The 18,256-nt window shown below is 64.9% G+C and carries 19 protein-coding genes and 1 pseudogene; 15 read left to right on the forward strand and 5 right to left on the reverse strand.

Going from position 1 to position 18,256, the window contains the following annotated elements:
* Window positions 1-7: 7 nt before the first annotated feature.
* From rlmD to udp, 5 genes are all read left to right on the forward strand, one after another.
* Window positions 8-1,555 (forward strand): 23S rRNA (uracil(1939)-C(5))-methyltransferase RlmD, encoded by a 1,548-nt coding sequence (rlmD, locus tag JLC71_RS08705; RefSeq protein WP_200915012.1) that lies wholly within the window; start codon window positions 8-10, stop codon window positions 1,553-1,555.
* Between the two features lie 68 nt (window positions 1,556-1,623).
* Window positions 1,624-2,178, forward strand: a complete 555-nt coding sequence (gene pnuC, locus JLC71_RS08710) for a nicotinamide riboside transporter PnuC (RefSeq protein ID WP_200915014.1) — start codon at window positions 1,624-1,626, stop codon at window positions 2,176-2,178.
* The gene (locus tag JLC71_RS08715; RefSeq protein WP_236250843.1) at window positions 2,175-2,687 is read left to right on the forward strand and encodes an AAA family ATPase; all 513 of its coding nucleotides are present in this window, start codon (window positions 2,175-2,177) and stop codon (window positions 2,685-2,687) included. The genes pnuC and JLC71_RS08715 overlap by 4 nt, the downstream gene beginning before the upstream one ends.
* A 99-nt stretch (window positions 2,688-2,786) precedes the next feature.
* Window positions 2,787-3,206, forward strand: a complete 420-nt coding sequence (locus JLC71_RS08720) for a cytidine deaminase (protein WP_200915018.1) — start codon at window positions 2,787-2,789, stop codon at window positions 3,204-3,206.
* A complete protein-coding gene (gene udp / locus JLC71_RS08725; RefSeq protein ID WP_200915019.1) occupies window positions 3,193-3,957 on the forward strand; it encodes a uridine phosphorylase in 765 nt (254 codons plus the stop codon). Before JLC71_RS08720 ends, udp begins: the two co-directional genes overlap by 14 nt.
* On the opposite strand, the gene JLC71_RS08730 is transcribed toward udp, so the two are convergent.
* The 3 genes from JLC71_RS08730 to JLC71_RS08740 are packed head-to-tail and all read right to left on the reverse strand — an operon-like array spanning window position 3,954 to window position 5,126.
* On the reverse strand, window positions 3,954-4,367 hold the full coding sequence (locus JLC71_RS08730; RefSeq protein ID WP_200915020.1) for a YeeE/YedE family protein: 414 nt from the start codon (window positions 4,365-4,367) through the stop codon (window positions 3,954-3,956). The two genes, udp and JLC71_RS08730, sit on opposite strands and share 4 nt — an antisense overlap.
* Window position 4,368: 1 nt before the next feature.
* A complete protein-coding gene (locus JLC71_RS08735) occupies window positions 4,369-4,803 on the reverse strand; it encodes a YeeE/YedE family protein (protein WP_200915021.1) in 435 nt (144 codons plus the stop codon).
* A complete protein-coding gene (locus JLC71_RS08740; protein ID WP_255517227.1) occupies window positions 4,800-5,126 on the reverse strand; it encodes an ArsR/SmtB family transcription factor in 327 nt (108 codons plus the stop codon). The genes JLC71_RS08735 and JLC71_RS08740 overlap by 4 nt, the downstream gene beginning before the upstream one ends.
* 82 nt (window positions 5,127-5,208) lie before the next feature.
* Here JLC71_RS08740 and JLC71_RS08745 point away from each other — a divergent pair, with 82 nt between their 5' ends.
* From JLC71_RS08745 to waaF, 5 genes are all read left to right on the forward strand, one after another.
* Window positions 5,209-6,075 (forward strand): MBL fold metallo-hydrolase, encoded by an 867-nt coding sequence (locus JLC71_RS08745; RefSeq protein ID WP_200915022.1) that lies wholly within the window; start codon window positions 5,209-5,211, stop codon window positions 6,073-6,075.
* Window positions 6,076-6,225: 150 nt separating this feature from the next.
* A complete protein-coding gene (locus JLC71_RS08750) occupies window positions 6,226-7,146 on the forward strand; it encodes a branched-chain amino acid transaminase (RefSeq protein ID WP_200915023.1) in 921 nt (306 codons plus the stop codon).
* 14 nt (window positions 7,147-7,160) lie between these two features.
* On the forward strand, window positions 7,161-7,361 hold the full coding sequence (locus tag JLC71_RS08755) for a zinc-finger domain-containing protein (RefSeq protein ID WP_200915025.1): 201 nt from the start codon (window positions 7,161-7,163) through the stop codon (window positions 7,359-7,361).
* Window positions 7,362-7,420: 59 nt separating this feature from the next.
* The gene (locus JLC71_RS08760) at window positions 7,421-7,780 is read left to right on the forward strand and encodes a cupin domain-containing protein (RefSeq protein WP_200915027.1); all 360 of its coding nucleotides are present in this window, start codon (window positions 7,421-7,423) and stop codon (window positions 7,778-7,780) included.
* Between the two features lie 2 nt (window positions 7,781-7,782).
* On the forward strand, window positions 7,783-8,805 hold the full coding sequence (waaF, locus tag JLC71_RS08765; protein WP_200915029.1) for a lipopolysaccharide heptosyltransferase II: 1,023 nt from the start codon (window positions 7,783-7,785) through the stop codon (window positions 8,803-8,805).
* Between the two features lie 17 nt (window positions 8,806-8,822).
* Here waaF and JLC71_RS08770 read toward each other — a convergent pair whose 3' ends face one another.
* Complete coding sequence (locus tag JLC71_RS08770) at window positions 8,823-9,851, reverse strand: HupE/UreJ family protein (RefSeq protein ID WP_200915031.1); 1,029 nt, start codon at window positions 9,849-9,851, stop codon at window positions 8,823-8,825.
* Window positions 9,820-10,122, reverse strand: a complete 303-nt coding sequence (locus tag JLC71_RS08775; protein WP_200915033.1) for a hypothetical protein — start codon at window positions 10,120-10,122, stop codon at window positions 9,820-9,822. The genes JLC71_RS08770 and JLC71_RS08775 overlap by 32 nt, the downstream gene beginning before the upstream one ends.
* 82 nt (window positions 10,123-10,204) lie before the next feature.
* Here JLC71_RS08775 and JLC71_RS16445 point away from each other — a divergent pair.
* From JLC71_RS16445 to JLC71_RS08800, 5 genes and pseudogenes are all read left to right on the forward strand, one after another.
* A pseudogene (locus JLC71_RS16445) lies at window positions 10,205-10,507 on the forward strand (transposase); the annotation flags it as partial.
* Window positions 10,508-10,709: 202 nt separating this feature from the next.
* On the forward strand, window positions 10,710-13,478 hold the full coding sequence (locus JLC71_RS08785) for an ImpA family metalloprotease (protein ID WP_200915036.1): 2,769 nt from the start codon (window positions 10,710-10,712) through the stop codon (window positions 13,476-13,478).
* Window positions 13,479-13,749: 271 nt separating this feature from the next.
* Complete coding sequence (aroA, locus tag JLC71_RS08790) at window positions 13,750-15,048, forward strand: 3-phosphoshikimate 1-carboxyvinyltransferase (protein WP_200915038.1); 1,299 nt, start codon at window positions 13,750-13,752, stop codon at window positions 15,046-15,048.
* A 469-nt stretch (window positions 15,049-15,517) separates the two neighbouring features.
* On the forward strand, window positions 15,518-17,221 hold the full coding sequence (locus JLC71_RS16635) for a glycoside hydrolase family 19 protein (RefSeq protein WP_305066864.1): 1,704 nt from the start codon (window positions 15,518-15,520) through the stop codon (window positions 17,219-17,221).
* 158 nt (window positions 17,222-17,379) lie between these two features.
* Window positions 17,380-18,246, forward strand: a complete 867-nt coding sequence (locus tag JLC71_RS08800; protein ID WP_200915039.1) for a helix-turn-helix domain-containing protein — start codon at window positions 17,380-17,382, stop codon at window positions 18,244-18,246.
* The last annotated feature ends 10 nt before the right edge of the window (window positions 18,247-18,256 follow it).

The raw sequence follows: 18,256 nt of genomic DNA on the forward strand, positions 1-18,256 counted from the left end.
ACGCAACATGACGCCCCCTACCGCCCGCATCGAATCGCTCGACCACGAAGGCCACGGCGTCGCGCACGTCGATGGCAAGACCCTATTCATCGACGGCGCACTGCCGTTCGAGACGGTCGGCTATCAGAGCTACCGCAAGAAGCCCAGCTTCGAGAACGCGCAGGCGCTCGAGATCCACAACGAAAGCTTCATGCGCACCACGCCCAAGTGCCCGCACTTCGGTGTCTGCGGCGGCTGCTCGATCCAGCACATGGAGTTCGGCGCGCAGGTCGCGGCCAAGCAACGCATCCTCGAAGACAATCTGGCGCGCATCGGCAAGGTCGATTTCGAGACCAGCCTGCCGGCGATCTACGGCACCGCCTGGGGCTATCGCCACCGCGCACGCTTGTCGGTTCGCCATGTCGCCAAAAAAGGTGGTGTGCTGGTCGGTTTCCACGAGAAGCGTTCGCGTTATGTCGCCGACATGACCGAATGCCATGTGCTGGTGCCGCATGTGGCCAAACAGCTGCCGGCGCTGCGCGAACTGGTTGCCAAGCTGTCCATCATCACCCAGATGCCGCAGATCGAAGTCGCCGCCGGCGAGAACGTCACCGTGCTGGTGTTCCGCAATATGGCCGATATCACGGTTGAGGATGAAGCCCACTTCAAGGCCTATGCCGATGAATGGAAGGTGCAGATCTGGCTGCAGCCCAAAGGCCCGGACACCGCCTTCCCGCTGTACCCGAAGGACGCGCCGCAGCTCAACTACACGCTGCCCGAGTTCGGTATCGAAATGCCGTTCAAGCCGACCGAATTCACCCAGGTCAACCACGCGGTCAACCGGGTGATGGTCGAGCGCGCGATCAATCTGCTTGATCCGCAGCCGGGTGAAACCATCGCCGACATGTTCTGCGGCCTGGGCAACTTCACCCTGCCGATCGCCCGTCGCGGCGCCAAGGTGCTCGGCATGGAAGGCAGCAAGCAGCTGGTCGAGCGTGCATTTGAAGGCGCGCGCCACAACCAGCTTGAACACATGACCGACTTCGCCATGGCCAATCTGTTCGAGATGACCGAGGAATGGCTGGACCAGCTGGGCCGCTTCGACAAGATGCTGATCGACCCGCCACGCGATGGCGCGATCGCGCTGGTGAAGGCGATTTCGCCCGAACACGGCCCGCAGCGGATTGTGTATGTCTCCTGTAGCCCGTCGACCCTGGCGCGCGATGCCGACATCCTCGTCAACATCAAGGGCTATACGCTCAAGGCCGCCGGCGTGATCAATATGTTCCCGCACACGGCGCACGTTGAATCGATCGCCTGGTTCGAGAAAACCGGCCCCGGTTTGAGCCGCGAGGAAGTCGCCGCGATGGACGCCGCCGAAGCGGCGCTCAAGGAAGCGGTCAAGGCCGAACAAAAAGCCGCCGCAGCGCTCGCCAAGGCCAAACGCGAGGAAAAAGAAGCACAACTGGCCGAAGCCCGCGCCGCCAAGCTGATCGAGAAGGAAGCGCGTCGCGCTCACTATCTGGCCAACCGTGCCGCGCAGGAAGCCGCAGAGAAAGACGAAACCGGCGAATAAGCCCGCCACGCCCGAGCGCAAGATCCGCCGCAAGGCGGATTTTGCATTTGTAGCCCGCAAGGAGCCCCATGAGTTCACTCGAAATCATCGGTTTTATCGCCACGCTCGCCGGCATCACGCTGGCGACACGCGGCCATGTGCTGACCTGGCCGCTGCAGCTCTGCGCCAGCCTGCTGTACGTGTGGCTGTTCTTGGACGCGCAACTGTTCGGCGAAAGCGCGCTGCAACTCGTCTACGCCGCACTGGCGATCTACGGCTGGTGGCACTGGCACCGCAAGAGCCCGCAAGCGCCAGCACTACCGATATCGCGGCTGGGACGGCGCGAGGCCATAGCGCTCAACGGCGCCGCCCTTGCCGCGACCGCTGCCGTGTCGACGATGCAGGTGCACTTCCTGCCGACCGACGTGCCGGTGCTCGATTCGACCGTGTTCGTGTTCGGCCTCTTGGCGCAATGGCTGCAGGCGCGGAAGAAGATCGAGAACTGGCTGTACTGGATCGTGCTCGACCTGATCGCAGCCGGCATCTACTGGCACAAGGATCTGCAGCTGACCGCACTGCTCTATCTGATCCTCACCGCGCTGGCCGCCAGCGGCTGGTGGCAATGGCGCAAGGCGGCACGATGACCCGGCGCATCGCCATCGTCGGCCCCGAATCCAGCGGCAAGACCACGCTGGCGCACGATCTGGCCACGGCGCTGGCTTGCCCGTGGGTGCACGAATATGTGCGCGACTGGTTCGCCGGGCGCGAAAGCACCGCCTACACGCTGGCCGACATCGTCGAGATTGCCGCAGGCCAGCGCGCGCTGGAAAACCGTATCGCCCAGGGTCGGCGGCAGATCGTCTGCGACACCAATGCACTGGTGTGCAAGATCTGGGCCGAGGTCGCCTACGGCCATTGCCCAGCGGAAATCGAAGCACTGTGGCAGCCCGGCGATTACGCGCTGCACCTGCTGGTTTACCCGGATGTACCATGGCAGCCCGATCCGCTGCGCGAACACCCGAACGATCGCGGCATGTTGTTCGATCGCTATCGCGCCGCGCTCGACGCCAGCGGTGCGCCTTATCTAGTGATGCGCGGCAGCCACGATGCGCGCATTGCCGGCGCGCTGGCGGCCATCGCAGCACAGGGCTGACGGCGGCTTTCGACAGATCAAGCCCATGCGTGCTTCTATGCTGAAAAGGCGCGCTGCCGATGGCCAGCGCCTCTTTTCATTGATGCTCAAGGCGATGCCATGAACCAGCAACAACTGCTAGCCGAAGCCAGGGCCGCAAGGCTGAAGGCCTATGCGCCGTATTCGCGCTTTCTGGTCGGCGCCGCACTGCTGACCACCGACGGCCGGGTGTTCCACGGCTGCAATGTCGAAAACGCAGCCTACGGGTTGTGCAACTGCGCCGAACGCACCGCACTGTTTGCCGCCGTCGCCGCCGGATATCGCCCCGGTGATTTCGCCATGCTCGCCGTCGTCGGCGATACCGACGGGCCGATCGCACCGTGCGGCGCCTGCCGGCAGGTGATGATCGAACTCGGCACGCCGGCGCTCGAGGTCGTGCTGACCAATCTCAACGGTGACGTTGAAGTCACCAGCGCCGGTGCGCTGCTGCCCGGCGCGTTCTACCTCGCCCCCAACGGAGGCGCCGATGCCGCAATCTGAAGTCTTCCACCTCGGCCTCGCCAGGGCCGACTTGGGTGGCGCGGCGCTCGCCATCGTCCCCGGCGATCCGGCGCGCAGCCAGCGCATCGCCGCGCTGATGAGCAGACCGGTACATCTGGCCAGCCAGCGGGAGTTCGTTTCGTGGCGTGGCGAGCTCGACGGCAAGGCGGTGATCGTCTGCTCGACCGGCATCGGCGGGCCGTCGACGTCTATCGTCGTCGAAGAACTCGCCCAGCTCGGTATCCGCAGCTTTCTGCGCGTCGGCACCACCGGCGCGATCCAGCCCCACATCGCCGTCGGCGACGTGTTGGTGACGACCGCATCGGTGCGGCTCGACGGTGCCAGTTACCACTACGCGCCGGCCGCCTATCCGGCGGTCGCCGATTTCGACTGCACCACCGCGCTGGTCGCCGCCGCCAGGGCTGCCGGTGCGCGCTTGCACGTCGGCATCACCGCGTCGTCGGATACCTTCTATCCGGGGCAGGAACGCTACGATACTTATTCGGGCCGGGTGAACCGCGAATGGGCCGGGGCTATGGCCGAATGGCAGGCGCTACAGGTGATGAATTACGACATGGAATCGGCGACGCTGCTGACGATGTGCGCGGCGCTCGGCCTCAAGGCCGGGATGATCGCCGGCGTGATCGTCAACCGCACGCAACAGGAAAAACCCGACGCCGAGGCGATGAAACGCGCCGAGCACACGGCGGTGAACATCGTCGTCGATGCCGCGCGGCGTTTGCTCGCCTAGGCGCGATTCGCAAACCACCGGTGCAAGCCCATCCCGGCCAGCATCGCGATCACGAACACCATAGCCTGCGGCGCACCGGCGCTCAGCGCCACCAGCGCCGGCCCCGGGCAGATGCCGGCCAGCCCCCAGCCGATGCCGAACAGCAGCCCGCCAACGATCAGTTTGCGATCGATGACGCTCGATGCCGGCAACTGCATGACCTCGCCCAGATACGATGTCGCGCGGCGTCTGGCGATGCCGAAGCCGGCCAGTCCGACGCCGATCGCCCCGGCCATCACCAGCGCCAGTGACGGATCCCAGCGGCCGGCCAGATCGAGAAAACCGGTGACCTTGGCCGGATTGGCCATGCCCGACACGATCAGCCCGAGGCCGAACAGCAGCCCGGCCAGCAAAGCAGTCAGGTTCAGCATCTCAGCCCCCGATCACATGACGGACGACAAACACGGTGGCAAAACCCGCCGCCATGAAGGCCAGCGTTGCCGCGAGCGAGCGCAGTGACAGCCGCGACAGGCCGCACACGCCGTGACCACTGGTGCAACCCGAGCCGAGCCGCGTGCCGAAGCCGACCAGCAAGCCGGCGACCACCAGCGTGCCCCAGCCGGCATCGAATTGCAGTCGCGGCAAGGCGGTCACGCTGCGGTACAGCCACGGCGCCAGTAGCAGCCCGGCAACAAAGGCCACGCGCCACGCCGTTTCACCACGCTGCGGCCGCATCACCCCGGCAACAATGCCGCTGATGCCGGCGACGCGGCCATTGGCAAGGATCAGCACGCTCGCGGCCACGCCGATCAGCGCGCCACCGATCAGCGCGCTCCATGGGGTAAATGCACTCCAGTCTATGGTCATGATAGTGCCTCCTCGTTGCCGCAAAACTGCTGGTATAGCGTGCCGATCACTGCGATCGCCGCGTCATTGGCCAGGCTGTAAAACACCTGTTTGCCGTCCTTGCGCGTCGCCACCAGACCGGCGCGACGCAACACGCCAAGTTGTTGCGACAAGGTCGGCTGGTGGATGCCGAGATCGGCTTCAAGCTGGCCGACATTGCGCTCGCCCTGCGACATCTGGCACAGCAGCAGCAAGCGGTCCTGATTGGCCAGCGTTTTCAGCAGATCCACGGCGGCGCTGGCGGCGGCGCGCATCCGTTCAAGTTCGGGCGGAGAGTCGTCCACGGGCGGGATGTCCTGATTGTCGATGGATACATAATATCAATTAATATTATATTATTGAATATATCATTCAGCCGGAGCCTCCATGAGCAACAGCCCGCAAATCGAGAGCTTCCACGATCCGGCCACCGGCACCGTCAGCCACATCGTTTACGACATGGCCGGCGGGCACGCCGCGATCGTCGATCCGGTGCTCGATTACGCCGCCAACGCAGCCCGCACCGATACGCACTCGGCGCAGCGGCTCATCGATTTCATCGCCTCGCGGCGGCTCACGCTGGCGTGGATACTCGAAACCCACACGCACGCCGATCACCTGTCGGCGGCGGCGTGGCTGCGCGACCGGCTTGGCGGGCGCATCGCCATCGGCGCGCACATCGGCACGGTGCAGCGCACCTTCGCCACGCTGTTCAATCTGGGCGACGCCTTCCCGGTCGACGGTCGTCAGTTCGATCACCTGTTTGCCGATGGCGACACCTTCCGGATCGGCGAACTTGTCGCCGAGGTGCTGTTCGTCCCCGGTCATACCCCGGCCGACATCGCCTACCGGATCGGCGATGTGGTCTTTGTCGGCGACACGCTGTTCATGCCCGACATCGGCACGGCGCGCTGCGATTTTCCCGGCGGCGACGCCGCCACGCTGTATGACTCGATCCAGCGGCTGCTGGCGCTGCCGGCGCAAACGCGGCTGTTCATGTGCCACGACTATCCGCCGCCGGGCCGCCCGCCGGTGTGGATCAGCACCGTGGCAGAACAGAAGGCCGGCAACATTCATATCCACGACGGCATCGACCGCGAGGCCTTCGTCGCGCTGCGGCAAAGCCGCGACGCGACGCTGGATGTGCCCGCGCTGATGCTGCCGGCAACCCAGCTCAATATCTGCGCCGGCGCGCTGCCCGAGCCCGAGGCCGACGGCGGCCGCTATCTGAAAATTCCGCTCGACCGCTTATGAGCGCATGCCCCGCCCGTCGACCACAGCCATAGCAAACTCGTGATCGGCGGCAATGGGGTGGCCCCGCCGATACAGCCGGCTCGCTGAAAGCCGCCGTTTTCAGCTACAATTTTCACCTTTACGCACCCCCGAATCCGCAGGAGAACACCTATGTCGATGGCCGACCGCGATGGCGTCATCTGGTACGACGGCAAACTCGTCCCGTGGCGCGAAGCGACCACGCATGTACTGACCCACACGCTGCACTACGGCATGGGCGTATTCGAAGGCGTGCGCGCCTACGAGACCGACAAGGGCGCGGCAATTTTCCGCCTGCAGGACCACACCGATCGCCTGTTCAATTCGGCCAAGATCCTCGGCATGGCGCTGCCGTTCTCGAAAGAAGAGATCAACGAAGCCCAGCTGGCCGTGGTGCGCGAGAACAAGCTGGCGTCGTGTTATCTGCGGCCGATGGCGTTCTACGGCCCGGAAAAGCTCGGCATCGCGCCACCGGCGAACAATGTGCAGGTGATTGTCGGCGCATGGCCCTGGGGCGCGTATCTGGGCGTCGAAGGCATGGAAAAAGGCATTCGCGTCAAGACGTCGAGCTTCACCCGCCATCACGTCAACATCACGATGTGCAAGGCCAAGGCCAACGGCAATTACATGAACTCGATCCTCGCCAACACCGATGCGGTGCGCGACGGCTATGACGAAGCGCTGCTGCTCGACGTCGACGGTTATGTGGCCGAAGGCTCCGGGGAAAACGTGTTCGTCGTTCGCAAGGGCAAGCTGTACACGCCGGACCTGACCTCGTGCCTCGACGGTATCACCCGCAACACGGTGTTCGAGATCGCCACCGAGATGGGCCTGCAAGTGATCGAAAAACGCATCACCCGCGACGAAGTCTATATCGCCGACGAAGCCTTCTTCACCGGCACCGCCGCCGAAGTCACGCCGATCCGCGAGCTGGACAACCGCCCGATTGGCGAAGGCAGCCGCGGTGCGATCACCGCTGAAATCCAGAAGCGCTACTTCGACATCGTGCAAGGCCGTGACGCCAAGCGCGCCGACTGGCTCACGCTGGCTTGATCAGGAACACCGAAATGGCACTGAAAGAAAATACCCAACGCGACATCGAAGTCACCGCTCACGATCTGCCGCTGCATTGCCCGATGCCGGACATGCTGGCGTGGAACTCGCACCCGCGCGTGTTCATCGATCTGACCCAGACCGGTGAAGGACTGTGTCCGTACTGCGGCACCCACTATCGCCTGAAGGCAGGCGAAGTCATCAAATCTCATTGAGGTTTTGATACGCGGTCACAAAGCGGCGCAATGCGCCGCTTTGTCTTTGGAGAAACAGCATGAGCGTGATTGATACGGGCAGCGCCGAACACTACCGCTGGGGTGGCGTATGCGACGGCTGGCATCTGGTGAAACAGCCGGGGCTGTCGGTCATCGAAGAGCGCGTGCCGCCGGGCGGCAGCGAAACCCGCCATGCCCACGCCAGAGCGCGGCAGTTTTTCTATGTGCTGGCCGGCGAGTTGGCGATCGAGGTCGACGGTATCACCCACCGCGTTGCCGCCGGCCAGGGGCTGGAAATCGCCCCGGCGCATGCGCATCAGCTCGCCAATTCAGGGGGCACCGACGCGCGCTTTCTTGTGGTCTCGCAACCGGCCTCGCACAATGACCGCTTGCCCGCCCCGCTCAACATGAGTTGTTAACGATGAAACAGATCCTGATCGTCGCCCCGGCCTGGGTCGGCGACGCCATCATGGCGCAGCCGCTGTACGCCGAACTGCAACGCCAGCACCCCGGCGTCGCCATCGACGTGCTCGCCCCAAGCTGGACGCGGCCCGTGCATGCACGGATGCCGGAAATCCGCGACGCGATCGACAACCCCTTCGGCCACGGCGAGCTGGCGCTGGGCAAGCGCTGGGCCATCGGCCGTCAACTGAAGGCACGCGGCTACGATCAGGCGATCCTGCTGCCCAATTCGCTCAAAAGCGCGCTGGTGCCGTTCTTTGCCGGCATTCCAACACGCACCGGCTGGCTGGGCGAATCGCGCTACGGTCTGCTGAACGACTGGCGAAAGCTCGACAAGGATCGCTATCCGAAAATGGTCGAGCGCTTTGTTGCGCTCGCCGTCGCCGCCGACGCAGCGCTGCCGGGCGGATCACACTATCCGCAACTGAAGGTCGACCCGGCCGCGCGCGCCGCGACCTTGCAGAAGCTGGGTCTGGATACCGCCAAACCGATCGTCGCCTGTTGCCCCGGTGCCGAATACGGCCCGGCCAAGCGCTGGCCGGCGCGCCATTTCGCCGAGTTCGCCCGCCACCGCATCGCGCGCGGCGAGCAGGTCTGGCTGTTCGGCTCGATCAAGGACGCCGAGATCGCCGCCGAAATCGAAGCACTCGCCCCCGGCGTGATCAACCTCGCCAGCCGCACCAGTCTGGCCGAAGCGATCGACCTGATGAGTCTGGCGATGGTCGCCGTCTGCAACGACTCGGGGCTGATGCACGTGGCAGCGGCGCTGAACGTGCCGCTGGCCGCCGTCTATGGTTCGTCGAGCCCCGGCTTCACGCCGCCGCTGACCGAGCACGCCGAGATCGTCTCGCTGAATCTGGTCTGTTCGCCGTGCTTCAAGCGCACCTGCCCGCTCGAACACATGAACTGCCTGAACCAGCTCGACGCCGACCGGGTCGATGCGGCGGTCGAACGGCTGATCTCCCCGTCGGACGCCCGCTAACGACGCCTGCCGCGGAATCAGGCCAGCAGCGGCGCGCTGCGCTGCCAGACCCAGACGACGGCGAATGCGCAGATCGCGGCCGAACCGCCATACAGCAGCACCTGCTTGAAGCCGCGCTCCTGCCGGTACAGGTAGAGGACGGGCAGCAGCAACAGCACGAGGCCCAGCTGGCCGCATTCGACGCCGAGGTTGAAACCGGCCAGCGCCGCGGCCAGATGCGTGCTCGACAGCGCCATATCGGTCAGCACATTGGCAAAGCCGAAACCGTGGATCAGCCCGAACACGAAAGCCACCAGCCACAACCGCCGCTGCACGACCGGGTAGAGGTTGTTGAGCGCCGTCAGCAGGATGGTGACGGCGATGCCGATTTCGACCACCACACCCGGCAGGCTGATCAGGTGCAGCGTCGCCAGCGTCAGCGTGATGGCGTGCGCGGCGGTAAACGCGGTCACGATGCGCAACATCTCCATCAGCACCGGCCTCACCGACCTCACCGGTTGCCAGCCCCGGCCGGTGGCGACCCACGATGCCGGTAGCAGCAAGGCGATCAGGAACAGCGCGTGGTCGAAACTGCGCCAGATGTGCCAGATGTGCCAGATGTGCCAGATGCCTTCGAGCATGAAATCGCCGAGCACGCCGCCAAGCGATTTGCCGTGCAGATCGAGCACTTCCTCCGGACGATCCAGCCCGAGAATCGCCGTTGAAATCGCGCCGTCGTTGACCACATGCACCAGCCCCTTGTGCAGGGTGTCCAGATCGGCAAACAGGCGGTAGCCGATCTTCAGCCGCGTTGGCGGCACCGCGTAGCGGGCGTTGAACATCAGTACCGCATAGGCGCCGTCGGTGTGGTGATCGATCAGCATGTCCTGCGGCTGGATTGCGCACGCCTGCCCGCCGGCACTCAGCGTCAGCCGCGCCAGCGCGTAGCTGCCGATGTCGCGCTGCCGCGCCTTGAGCTCGCCCCATGTCAGCCGACCGTTACCGTCGGCGTCGAGCACCAGCGGGTTGTCCAGATCACGCAGCGCGATATCCCAGCGCCCTTGCATCTCCTTGTCCTGCACTGTCAAGCGATGCGTTCTGCAGCAGCATCGCGCCGCAACTTTGCCGGGCCTCGGCGTACTTTCCCTGCACCTGCAGGATGCTCGCGCGCAGCAGCAAGGCCGTTGCCGGCGGGTCGTTCTTGTTCAGCCACCGTGCGATCACCGCGTCGGCCTGACCGAGATCACACGGATCGCTGTCGCGACGAAAGCGTTTCAGGTGCTGCTCGGCCAGCTGGCTGGCGATGGCGAAGTCGGTCGGCGCAGCGTTCAGTTGCACACGCTGGCGGGCGATCTCGGCGTTCAGTACATCCGAAATCAGATGGTCTTGCGAGCCGCCGTCTTCGTACCCGTAACGCTGCGTGAAACAACGGGGTTCACTACTGCTCTAGCTTGATCAGGATATGGCCTGGTTTGCGGTCAAAAGCGGCAAACCAGACCGTCCTGAGGTCGTCTCCGATGCGGCGATCCAGTCCTGCCTGATGCTCAAGAACCTGTTCGGCCTTCCGCTGCGCCAGACGACCGGCATGGCGGCCTGTCTGCTCAAACGGGCTGGACTCGATTGGCCAGCGCCCGATTACAGCGCGCTGTGCCGGCGGAAAAAGTATCCCGTCTTCACGATTTCCGTCCGGCGCAGCAGCCTGCATTTGCTGGTCGACACCACCCGCACCCGAGCAGGCCAATGCGCGCGGCGGCAAATGCCTCCCAGAATCATTTTTCGCCATGACCAGACCGGTCTTCCCGACGTAGTTGCCGGAATACGGCTGAACTCCGTCGGGAATGAACGGCTATTTCAGTATCCGCTGATATTATGATGCGCGCATTTCAATAGATTTATTTATTATAAAAAAATCAGGGATATGGATCATGGCTTGGAGCAAAGTCTGGGGAGTGCTGCTGGTCGCAGCACTGACCGCCTGCGGTGGCGGTGGCGGTGGCGGTGGCGATAGCGGCGGCGGCGGCGGTGGCACCACAACGGCCGGCGGTGGCGGAACAGGCACGAACCCCACCCCCGTACCGCCTCCGCCCCCCGCCGTCGTCTCTGCAATCGATACCGCAGTCGCCAGCGGCGATCCCGCCGCGCTGAGCGATCCACTGCCGATCATCGTCCAAGCCTACAACCGGGCATTGTCGCTATCGAAAGCACAAGCTGCGCTGACCCAGTCGCTGCAGCGCGGTGTCAGCAGTGAATACACCCCCGGCAGCTCCAGCCAGTTCATCCTGCCGGGCAATCCAGAACTGGCCCAGCCGCTGATCGTCGGTGATGGTGGCCAGATGCTGGCGAGCATCAGCATCGCCGAAGGCGGCCGCAGCGCCGGCTACGGCACCAATGTGCTGGATCAGTTCCGTAGCGGCACCCTCACCCATGCGCCGGCATTCGGCCGACTGCTGTCCTGGCTGGTGAGCGGCAATGCCGATACCGCCCTGCCGGCGTCGATGGACGTCAGCATTGCCGGCGTATCCGTCGGCAACACCATCAGCGGTCTGGGCAAGGCCGGGATAACGGCCAAGGATGCAGGCTGCGATGCGCTGGCCGACAGCGCCTGCGCCGCGCGCGTTTCGCTGGTGATCGTCGGCTCGGGCGTGGCGGTCGACGCCACCCTGACCGCGCGGACCCGCACGTTACTCAAATCTGGCAAACCGGTGCTTTACCTGCACACCGGCGGCTGGGGCGACAGCCAGTCCGGCCGGCAGATGCTGAACGCCATGTCCCTGGATCTGGGCGGTTACGGCGGCAATTACTGGTCTGGCGACAAGGTCGCGGCGGGCCGCAGCGACGCGGCCAACGCCAGGGTCAGCGACCAGTTCGACGACATTCTGCCACTGCTCTCCCGCCTGGCGACCGACAAGCTGCGCAGCGACTATGACTGGAGCAAATGTGGCGACAGCAGTTGCGGCGATGTCCCGCGCTTCAATGATGAAGTGATCACCCCCACCGAGTTGATCCGCACCCAGCTCAACACGTTCAACGGCAATGTCCGGCCGCTGTTCGCCACCCCGGACACGACCTTGCTGCGCTTGCTGACGCTCTGGGCCGACGTGACCCGCAAGCAGATCGTCTACCCGCTCGACAAGCAGAAGAACCCGGCCGCCTTCCAGCAGGCGATGATCGCCGACGCCTGGGTGAGCTATGTACGCAGTGTCGGTAGCCGGCAGAACGATCTGGGCACCTTCATGAGCGCCAATGGCGCAAAACTGCCGGTCAGCGCGAGCGATGAAACCGTCAGCGTCACCCTGAGCGATACCGGCGGCTTCACCGCTATCGGCCGCATGGCCATGCCGGGCCAGCCGCTGCAGATCACCGTGCTCGACGCCGGCACCGCCACCACCGCGCTGCGCATCAACACCCAGCGGGGATCGTCGACCAAGATCGGCAACGCCTATACCCGTCCACGCATCCTCGCCAGCCCGAGCATGCCGCTGGCGGCGGGCACCACCTTGCCGGTGGTCACCCCCTATGGCGGCCTACTGCAACTGCAATACAGCGGCGCGACCCCGGGCCAGGTGGTCAAGCTCAAGCTGCGCGGCGTCGCCAAACAGCCTTTCCTCGATACCACGGTCAGCAGCGACCGCACCGCCTTTGTTTCGGCACTGACCAGCACGACGTCCGACTGGGTCGAGATCAAGATGGCCGGCATGGAGGCGCATGCCCGGACCAGCATGCTGCGCGACGTAATCAACGGCAGCGACTACAAGGGGGACATGAACAAGTACCTGGACGAGATGATCAACCTGTTCTTCGACGATGCCTACGGCTTCGCCGGTTTTGCCCGCGCCGGCAAGACCCTGCCGGCGTCGATCACCACTTACTGCGGCACCAAGGGCTGGGACTGCAGCGATGCGACCCTGCACCGCGGGCCGGGGACGCAGCATATCAACATCGACGTGTATGCCCAGTGCGGTGCTGGCTGCTCGGGCAACCCGTATGACCAGACCTGGGGCCTGACACCACGCGGCTGGGGCGAGAGCCACGAACTCGGTCACAACCTGCAGCTGGGCGTGCTGAGCATCTATACCGGCGCGGCCACCGGCGAGGTGTCGAACCAGATCTTCCCGCTGCACAAGATGTGGCGCATGTATCGCGAACTGGGCGTGGATCTGAACAACACCCGCGTGGCATATCGCAATGCCTTCGATCTGATCGTGGCCGCCAAAGCCACCTCCACCCCGGTCGACTCGGCGTATCAGGCGCTGTGGGCCGATACCAGCTATGCCGCGCAAAACGGCATCCGCATGGCGTTCTACACCCAGTGGGTGCACTACTGGCAGGAGCGAACCGGCAATGCCACGCAGGCCTGGGATATCTATACCCTGCTCTACCTGCACTCGCGGCTGTTCTCCCAGACGGACTGGGCCACCAACAAGGACAAGCTCGGCTACAGCCAGTACACCACCCGCCCGAGTGTGGACGGCAACGACAATATGCTGATCGCCCTGTCGTGGATTACCCACCGTAACCAGCGGCCGACCTTCGACCTGTGGGGCATCAAGTACTCGGCGGCCGCGGCCAGCCAGGTCGACAGCTATGGTTTTGCTCAGGAATCGGCATTTTTCTACGCCAACACCAGCACCAACAACTACAGCACGGTGCGCAAAGTAAGCATGACCGCAGCCAGCCCGGCCTGGCCGTTCTGAGCGCAGCCTGGGCAGCATTGATAACGGGGAAACGCCAGCTGGCGTTTCCCCGCTTTTGCGTCTGCGAGCCTGGCAGGCACGCCCACTGGACGCGGTTTATCTCGCTATCGGCGTCACCCTGCCGGACGGAAGGCGCCAGGTAGGGTGCGGAATGACCGCGCCGCCGTAGCGGGGAGTATCCCGGCCCCCATCACCTCCTCCCGGCGGCGGTCGCCGAAACGGCTGTCGCCGCGCTATGATCGGGGTTTCCCCCAATCCTGCCGCCTGCCCCATGGAATATCTCGACCTCGCCCCGATCGCCCACGTCCGTGGCACCGTGCAAATCCCCGGTTCCAAAAGCATTTCCAACCGCATCCTGCTGCTGGCTGCGCTCGCCGAAGGCGAAACGCTGATTCGCGGCCTGCTTGGTTCCGACGATACCCAGCGCATGCTCGAAGCGCTGGAACAGCTCGGCATTGCCTGCCGCCAGCAAGGCGACACGCGCGACTTCACCGTTCAGGGTGGCAACGGGGTCTTTCCGGTCAAGCACGGCGAGTTCTTCCTTGGCAACGCCGGTACTGCCGTCCGCTCGCTGACCGCCGCGCTGGCGATGGCCGGCGGCGAATACACGCTCAAGGGCGTCGCCCGGATGCACGAGCGGCCGATCGGCGATCTGGTCGATGCGCTGCGCGTGGCTGGCGCGAAAATCGACTACCTCGGCAACGAGGGCTTCCCGCCGCTGGCGATCCATCCGGGCGAGATCGGCAGCGGCCGGCGCATTCCGGTCAAGGGCAATGTCTCGAGCCAGTTCCTCACCGCCTTGCTGATGGCGCTGCCGCTGAGCGGCGAGGACGTCACCATCGAGCTGGTCGGCGAACTGATTTCCAAGCCCTATATCGAGATCACGCTGAACCTGATGGCCAAGTTCGGCGTCAGCGTCGAAAACCGCGACTGGCAGGCGTTCGTCATCCGTGGCGGCCAGCGCTATGTGAGCCCCGGCGAAGTCTTCGTCGAAGGCGACGCATCCAGCGCATCGTACTTCCTCGCCGCCGGCGCGATCGCGGCACTGGGCGGTGCGCTGCGGGTCGAAGGCGTCGGCAGCGAGAGCATTCAGGGCGACAAGCGCTTTGCCGAAACGCTGGAACAGATGGGCGCGCAGGTCAGCTGGGGGCCGAACTGGATCGAGGTCGCGCCGCCGGTCTCGGGCAGACTGAAGGCCGTCGACGTCGACCTCAACCACATCCCCGACGCGGCGATGACCATCGCCATCGCCGCGCTGTTCGCCGATGGCACGACGACGATCCGCAATATCGAGAGCTGGCGCGTCAAGGAAACCGACCGCCTCGCCGCGATGGCGACCGAGCTGCGCAAGGTCGGCGCCATCGTCGAAGAAGGCCAGGATTACATCGTCGTCACCCCGCCGGCCGCGCTGACACCGAACGCCGAAATCGGCACCTACGACGATCACCGCATGGCGATGTGCTTCTCGCTGGTTGCGCTCGGCGGCGTGCCGGTGCGCATCCTCGATCCGAACTGCACCGCCAAGACCTTCCCGACCTACTTCGCCGAGCTGGCCCGCATCGCCGGTTGAAGTATCTCTACCTCGTAAGAAGGCCGGCATTGCCGGCCTTCTTTCATTCCGGTTCAGACTAAGCCGGCCAAGACTACACACACTGTAAACCGACAGCGCTGTCGGTGCGCGCAAGTCTCGCCGCCTGCCCAGCCGATGCCGACGCACGTCGGCTGCCGGCGGCTTCAAACGCAAACGACTAGCCGGTTTCCAGCCCGCCGACCTGGCGATCGGCACCGGCATCAATACCGTGCCGATCGTGATACCCGCTTGTTTTGCAAGACATCCCCACGGCGCGGGTATCCGCGCGCAGCGAAACCGGTACCGGTTTGTTGGCGTGCAAACAGCCATTCAGGCAGAAAGCTTACAACTTACAGTGCAAATTACCTCGCCGAACCCGGTGCTACCATCGCCATGCTTTTTGCATATCCACAGCCATGGCGCGGTCTGATCCAACCTCTTCGCCACCGGCCATAACGATGGAGTCGAGATGTTTTATCCGAAGATCGCCGCGCTTGCCGTGGCCGCAGTCTTTGCTGCACAACTGGCCCATGCCGCCCCGGCCTGGGACACCAAGGCCGTTTACACCGCCGGCCAGTCGGTCGATCACGGCGGCAAGACCTGGAAGGCCAAGTGGTGGACCCAGGGCAACACGCCCGGCGCCGAACAATGGGGCCCGTGGGAACTGACCGGCAGCGCCGGCGGCGCGACGCCGACACCTGCGCCTGCGCCAACACCCGCGCCGACGCCCGCTCCGACGCCCGCGCCGACGCCCGCTCCGACGCCCGCTCCGACGCCCGCTCCGACACCTGCTCCGACACCTGCGCCGACGCCCGCTCCGACTCCTCCGCCGACTCCCGCGCCGACTCCCGCGCCGACCCCGGCCGGTACCGCCTGCGTCGCCGCGTGGAACGCAGGCACCGCCTACAGCGGCGGCGCCAGCGCCAGCCATCTGAACCGCAACTACAGCGCCAAGTGGTGGACCAAGGGCGACGACCCGAGCAAGGGCGGCGTCTGGGTCGATGCCGGCGCGTGCAGCGGCGGCTCGACCGGCGGTGGTTCGACCGGTGGCGGTACCACACCGACGCCGGCTCCGAGCGGCCCGCTGACCAAGGCGCAGGCCGAGGCCAAGGAAGCCGAGCTGACCAATAACGACTTCTTCCGCAGCATCAAGGCGTCGATCCGCACCGCGCCAAACGCCGTCGTCGATGCCGTCGCGCCGGGCAAGGCGGACAACCCGCTCAACGTGAAGCGGATCGAGCGGCTGCTGCCGGAAGCCAAGTGGGAATACCTGTTCCCGCGCCGCGACGCCAGCTACACCTACCAGCGCTTCCTGCAGGCCAACGCCAAATTCCCGGCGATCTGCGACGACTACAAGGACGGCCGCGACGCCGATGCGATCTGCCGCCACAGTCTGGCGACGATGTTCGCGCACTTCGCGCAGGAAACCGGCGACCACAACCGCAACGACACGGTGCCCGAATGGCGTCAGGCGCTGAAGTACCTGCGCGAACTCGGTTGCGAGGAAACCGGCCCGGGCTGCGGTTACAACACCGAATGCGCCGACCCGGTCTTCAACACCGTGTGGACCTGCGGCAAGGGCGCCGACGGTGGCTGGAAGAAGTACTTCGGCCGTGGCGCCAAGCAGCTTTCGTACAACTACAACTACGGCCCGTTCTCGCAGGCGATGTTCTCGGGTGACCAGTTCAAGCTGCTGAACGATCCGGATCTGGTGGCGTCGACCTGGCTCAACCTCGCCAGCGCGACGTTCTTCTTCGTCTACCCGCAACCGCCGAAACCGTCGATGCTGCACGTGATCGACGGCACCTGGGTACCGAACCAGACCGACCAGGCCGCCGGCACCGGCAACAACTTCGCGACGACGATCCAGATCATCAACGCCGAATGCGGCCTCGGGGCCGAGAAACAGGCGGCACAGAACCGCATCGACTACTACAAGGAGTTCTCGCGCGAACTGGGCTGGGACTACAGCAAGGAGCAGCTGAGCTGCGCCACGATGCAGCGCTTCGGCCCGGGCAGCTCGGCGGCGTACAACATCTACTGGGAAAAGAACTGGAACACCGGCGGCGACAACCAGTGCATGCTGGTCAGCTACCAGACGCCGTACAACGCCTTGATCGAAGGCAACTACGTGAAGTGCGTCGAGAAGAACTGGGGCGTGACGCTGAAGTAAATCACGGCCAGGCACGACGAAAACGGGGGCTTCGGTCCCCGTTTTTGTTTTCTGCCGCCTCGGCGACGCGGGCATCGTCGCCCCCAATCCCGCGGCCCGTATAGAATCGCCTGCACATCCCGACCGATACGCCGCATGTCCAACCGCCGTGAGCCCGCATGAAAGCGAACTTTGAAGTCATCACCGCAGACAATGGCGAGTCGTGGGCATTCTTCCAGCGCAACGCGCAGGCCGCGCTGCCGTTCAACTGGCATTACCATCCGGAATACGAATTGTCGCTGGTGCTGAACGCCAGCGGCAGCCGCTACATCGGCGATCACATCGGCGCCTGCGACGGCGCCGATCTGGTGCTGACCGGCCCCAATCTGCCGCACACCTGGGCGGTGCAGGCCGTCGCGGCAGACCGGCTGATTGCGGTGCGGGTCATCTGGTTTACCCACGAATGGATAGCGCGGCTGTGCGCCACGTGCCCGGAGTTCCAGCCACTGCTGCGCTGGCTGGCCGATGCATCCCGCGGCCTGAAGTTCAGCGATGCCGCGCTCGAACGGGTGCGTCCGCTGATCGGGCAGATGGAAGAAGCCACGCCGATGACGCGACTGATCCTGCTGCTGCAGGTGCTGGGCGTGCTGAAATCGGATCAGCCGATACAGCTGTCATCGGCCGCGTTCTCGGGCGCCCCCGATCGCCACGGCGAAAACCGCATCACCCGGGTCACACAGTACCTGACCACCCATTACCGCGAGCCGCTCGATCTGCGGCAACTGGCCGCGCTGGCCAATCTCACCGTCAACAGCCTGTGCCGCGCTTTTCGCCAGCACACCCGCGCCAGCATTTCGGAATACGTCGCGCGGCTGCGCATCGGCCGCGCCTGCGCCGAGCTGATCGATTCGAACCAGCCGATCGCCACCATTGCCCACGACATGGGTTACCGGAACCTCTCGCATTTCAACCGGCAGTTCCGTGCCAGCAAGGGCATGTCGCCCGGCGAATTCCGCACGCGCTTTCATCGCACCGACGCAGGCTGAGCCGCAGACC

The organism is Jeongeupia sp. HS-3, from assembly GCF_015140455.1.
Classification (GTDB): Bacteria; Pseudomonadota; Gammaproteobacteria; order Burkholderiales; family Chitinibacteraceae; genus Jeongeupia.

Coding starts and splice junctions, on each gene's coding strand:
- rlmD (WP_200915012.1), top strand. CDS start 8: ATGACGCCCCCTACCGCCCGCATCGAATCGCTCGACCACGAAGGCCAC.
- pnuC (WP_200915014.1), top strand. CDS start 1,624: ATGAGTTCACTCGAAATCATCGGTTTTATCGCCACGCTCGCCGGCATC.
- JLC71_RS08715 (WP_236250843.1), top strand. CDS start 2,175: ATGACCCGGCGCATCGCCATCGTCGGCCCCGAATCCAGCGGCAAGACC.
- JLC71_RS08720 (WP_200915018.1), top strand. CDS start 2,787: ATGAACCAGCAACAACTGCTAGCCGAAGCCAGGGCCGCAAGGCTGAAG.
- udp (WP_200915019.1), top strand. CDS start 3,193: ATGCCGCAATCTGAAGTCTTCCACCTCGGCCTCGCCAGGGCCGACTTG.
- JLC71_RS08730 (WP_200915020.1), bottom strand. CDS start 4,367: ATGCTGAACCTGACTGCTTTGCTGGCCGGGCTGCTGTTCGGCCTCGGG.
- JLC71_RS08735 (WP_200915021.1), bottom strand. CDS start 4,803: ATGACCATAGACTGGAGTGCATTTACCCCATGGAGCGCGCTGATCGGT.
- JLC71_RS08745 (WP_200915022.1), top strand. CDS start 5,209: ATGAGCAACAGCCCGCAAATCGAGAGCTTCCACGATCCGGCCACCGGC.
- JLC71_RS08750 (WP_200915023.1), top strand. CDS start 6,226: ATGTCGATGGCCGACCGCGATGGCGTCATCTGGTACGACGGCAAACTC.
- JLC71_RS08755 (WP_200915025.1), top strand. CDS start 7,161: ATGGCACTGAAAGAAAATACCCAACGCGACATCGAAGTCACCGCTCAC.
- JLC71_RS08760 (WP_200915027.1), top strand. CDS start 7,421: ATGAGCGTGATTGATACGGGCAGCGCCGAACACTACCGCTGGGGTGGC.
- waaF (WP_200915029.1), top strand. CDS start 7,783: ATGAAACAGATCCTGATCGTCGCCCCGGCCTGGGTCGGCGACGCCATC.
- JLC71_RS08770 (WP_200915031.1), bottom strand. CDS start 9,851: ATGCAAGGGCGCTGGGATATCGCGCTGCGTGATCTGGACAACCCGCTG.
- JLC71_RS08785 (WP_200915036.1), top strand. CDS start 10,710: ATGGCTTGGAGCAAAGTCTGGGGAGTGCTGCTGGTCGCAGCACTGACC.
- aroA (WP_200915038.1), top strand. CDS start 13,750: ATGGAATATCTCGACCTCGCCCCGATCGCCCACGTCCGTGGCACCGTG.
- JLC71_RS16635 (WP_305066864.1), top strand. CDS start 15,518: ATGTTTTATCCGAAGATCGCCGCGCTTGCCGTGGCCGCAGTCTTTGCT.
- JLC71_RS08800 (WP_200915039.1), top strand. CDS start 17,380: ATGAAAGCGAACTTTGAAGTCATCACCGCAGACAATGGCGAGTCGTGG.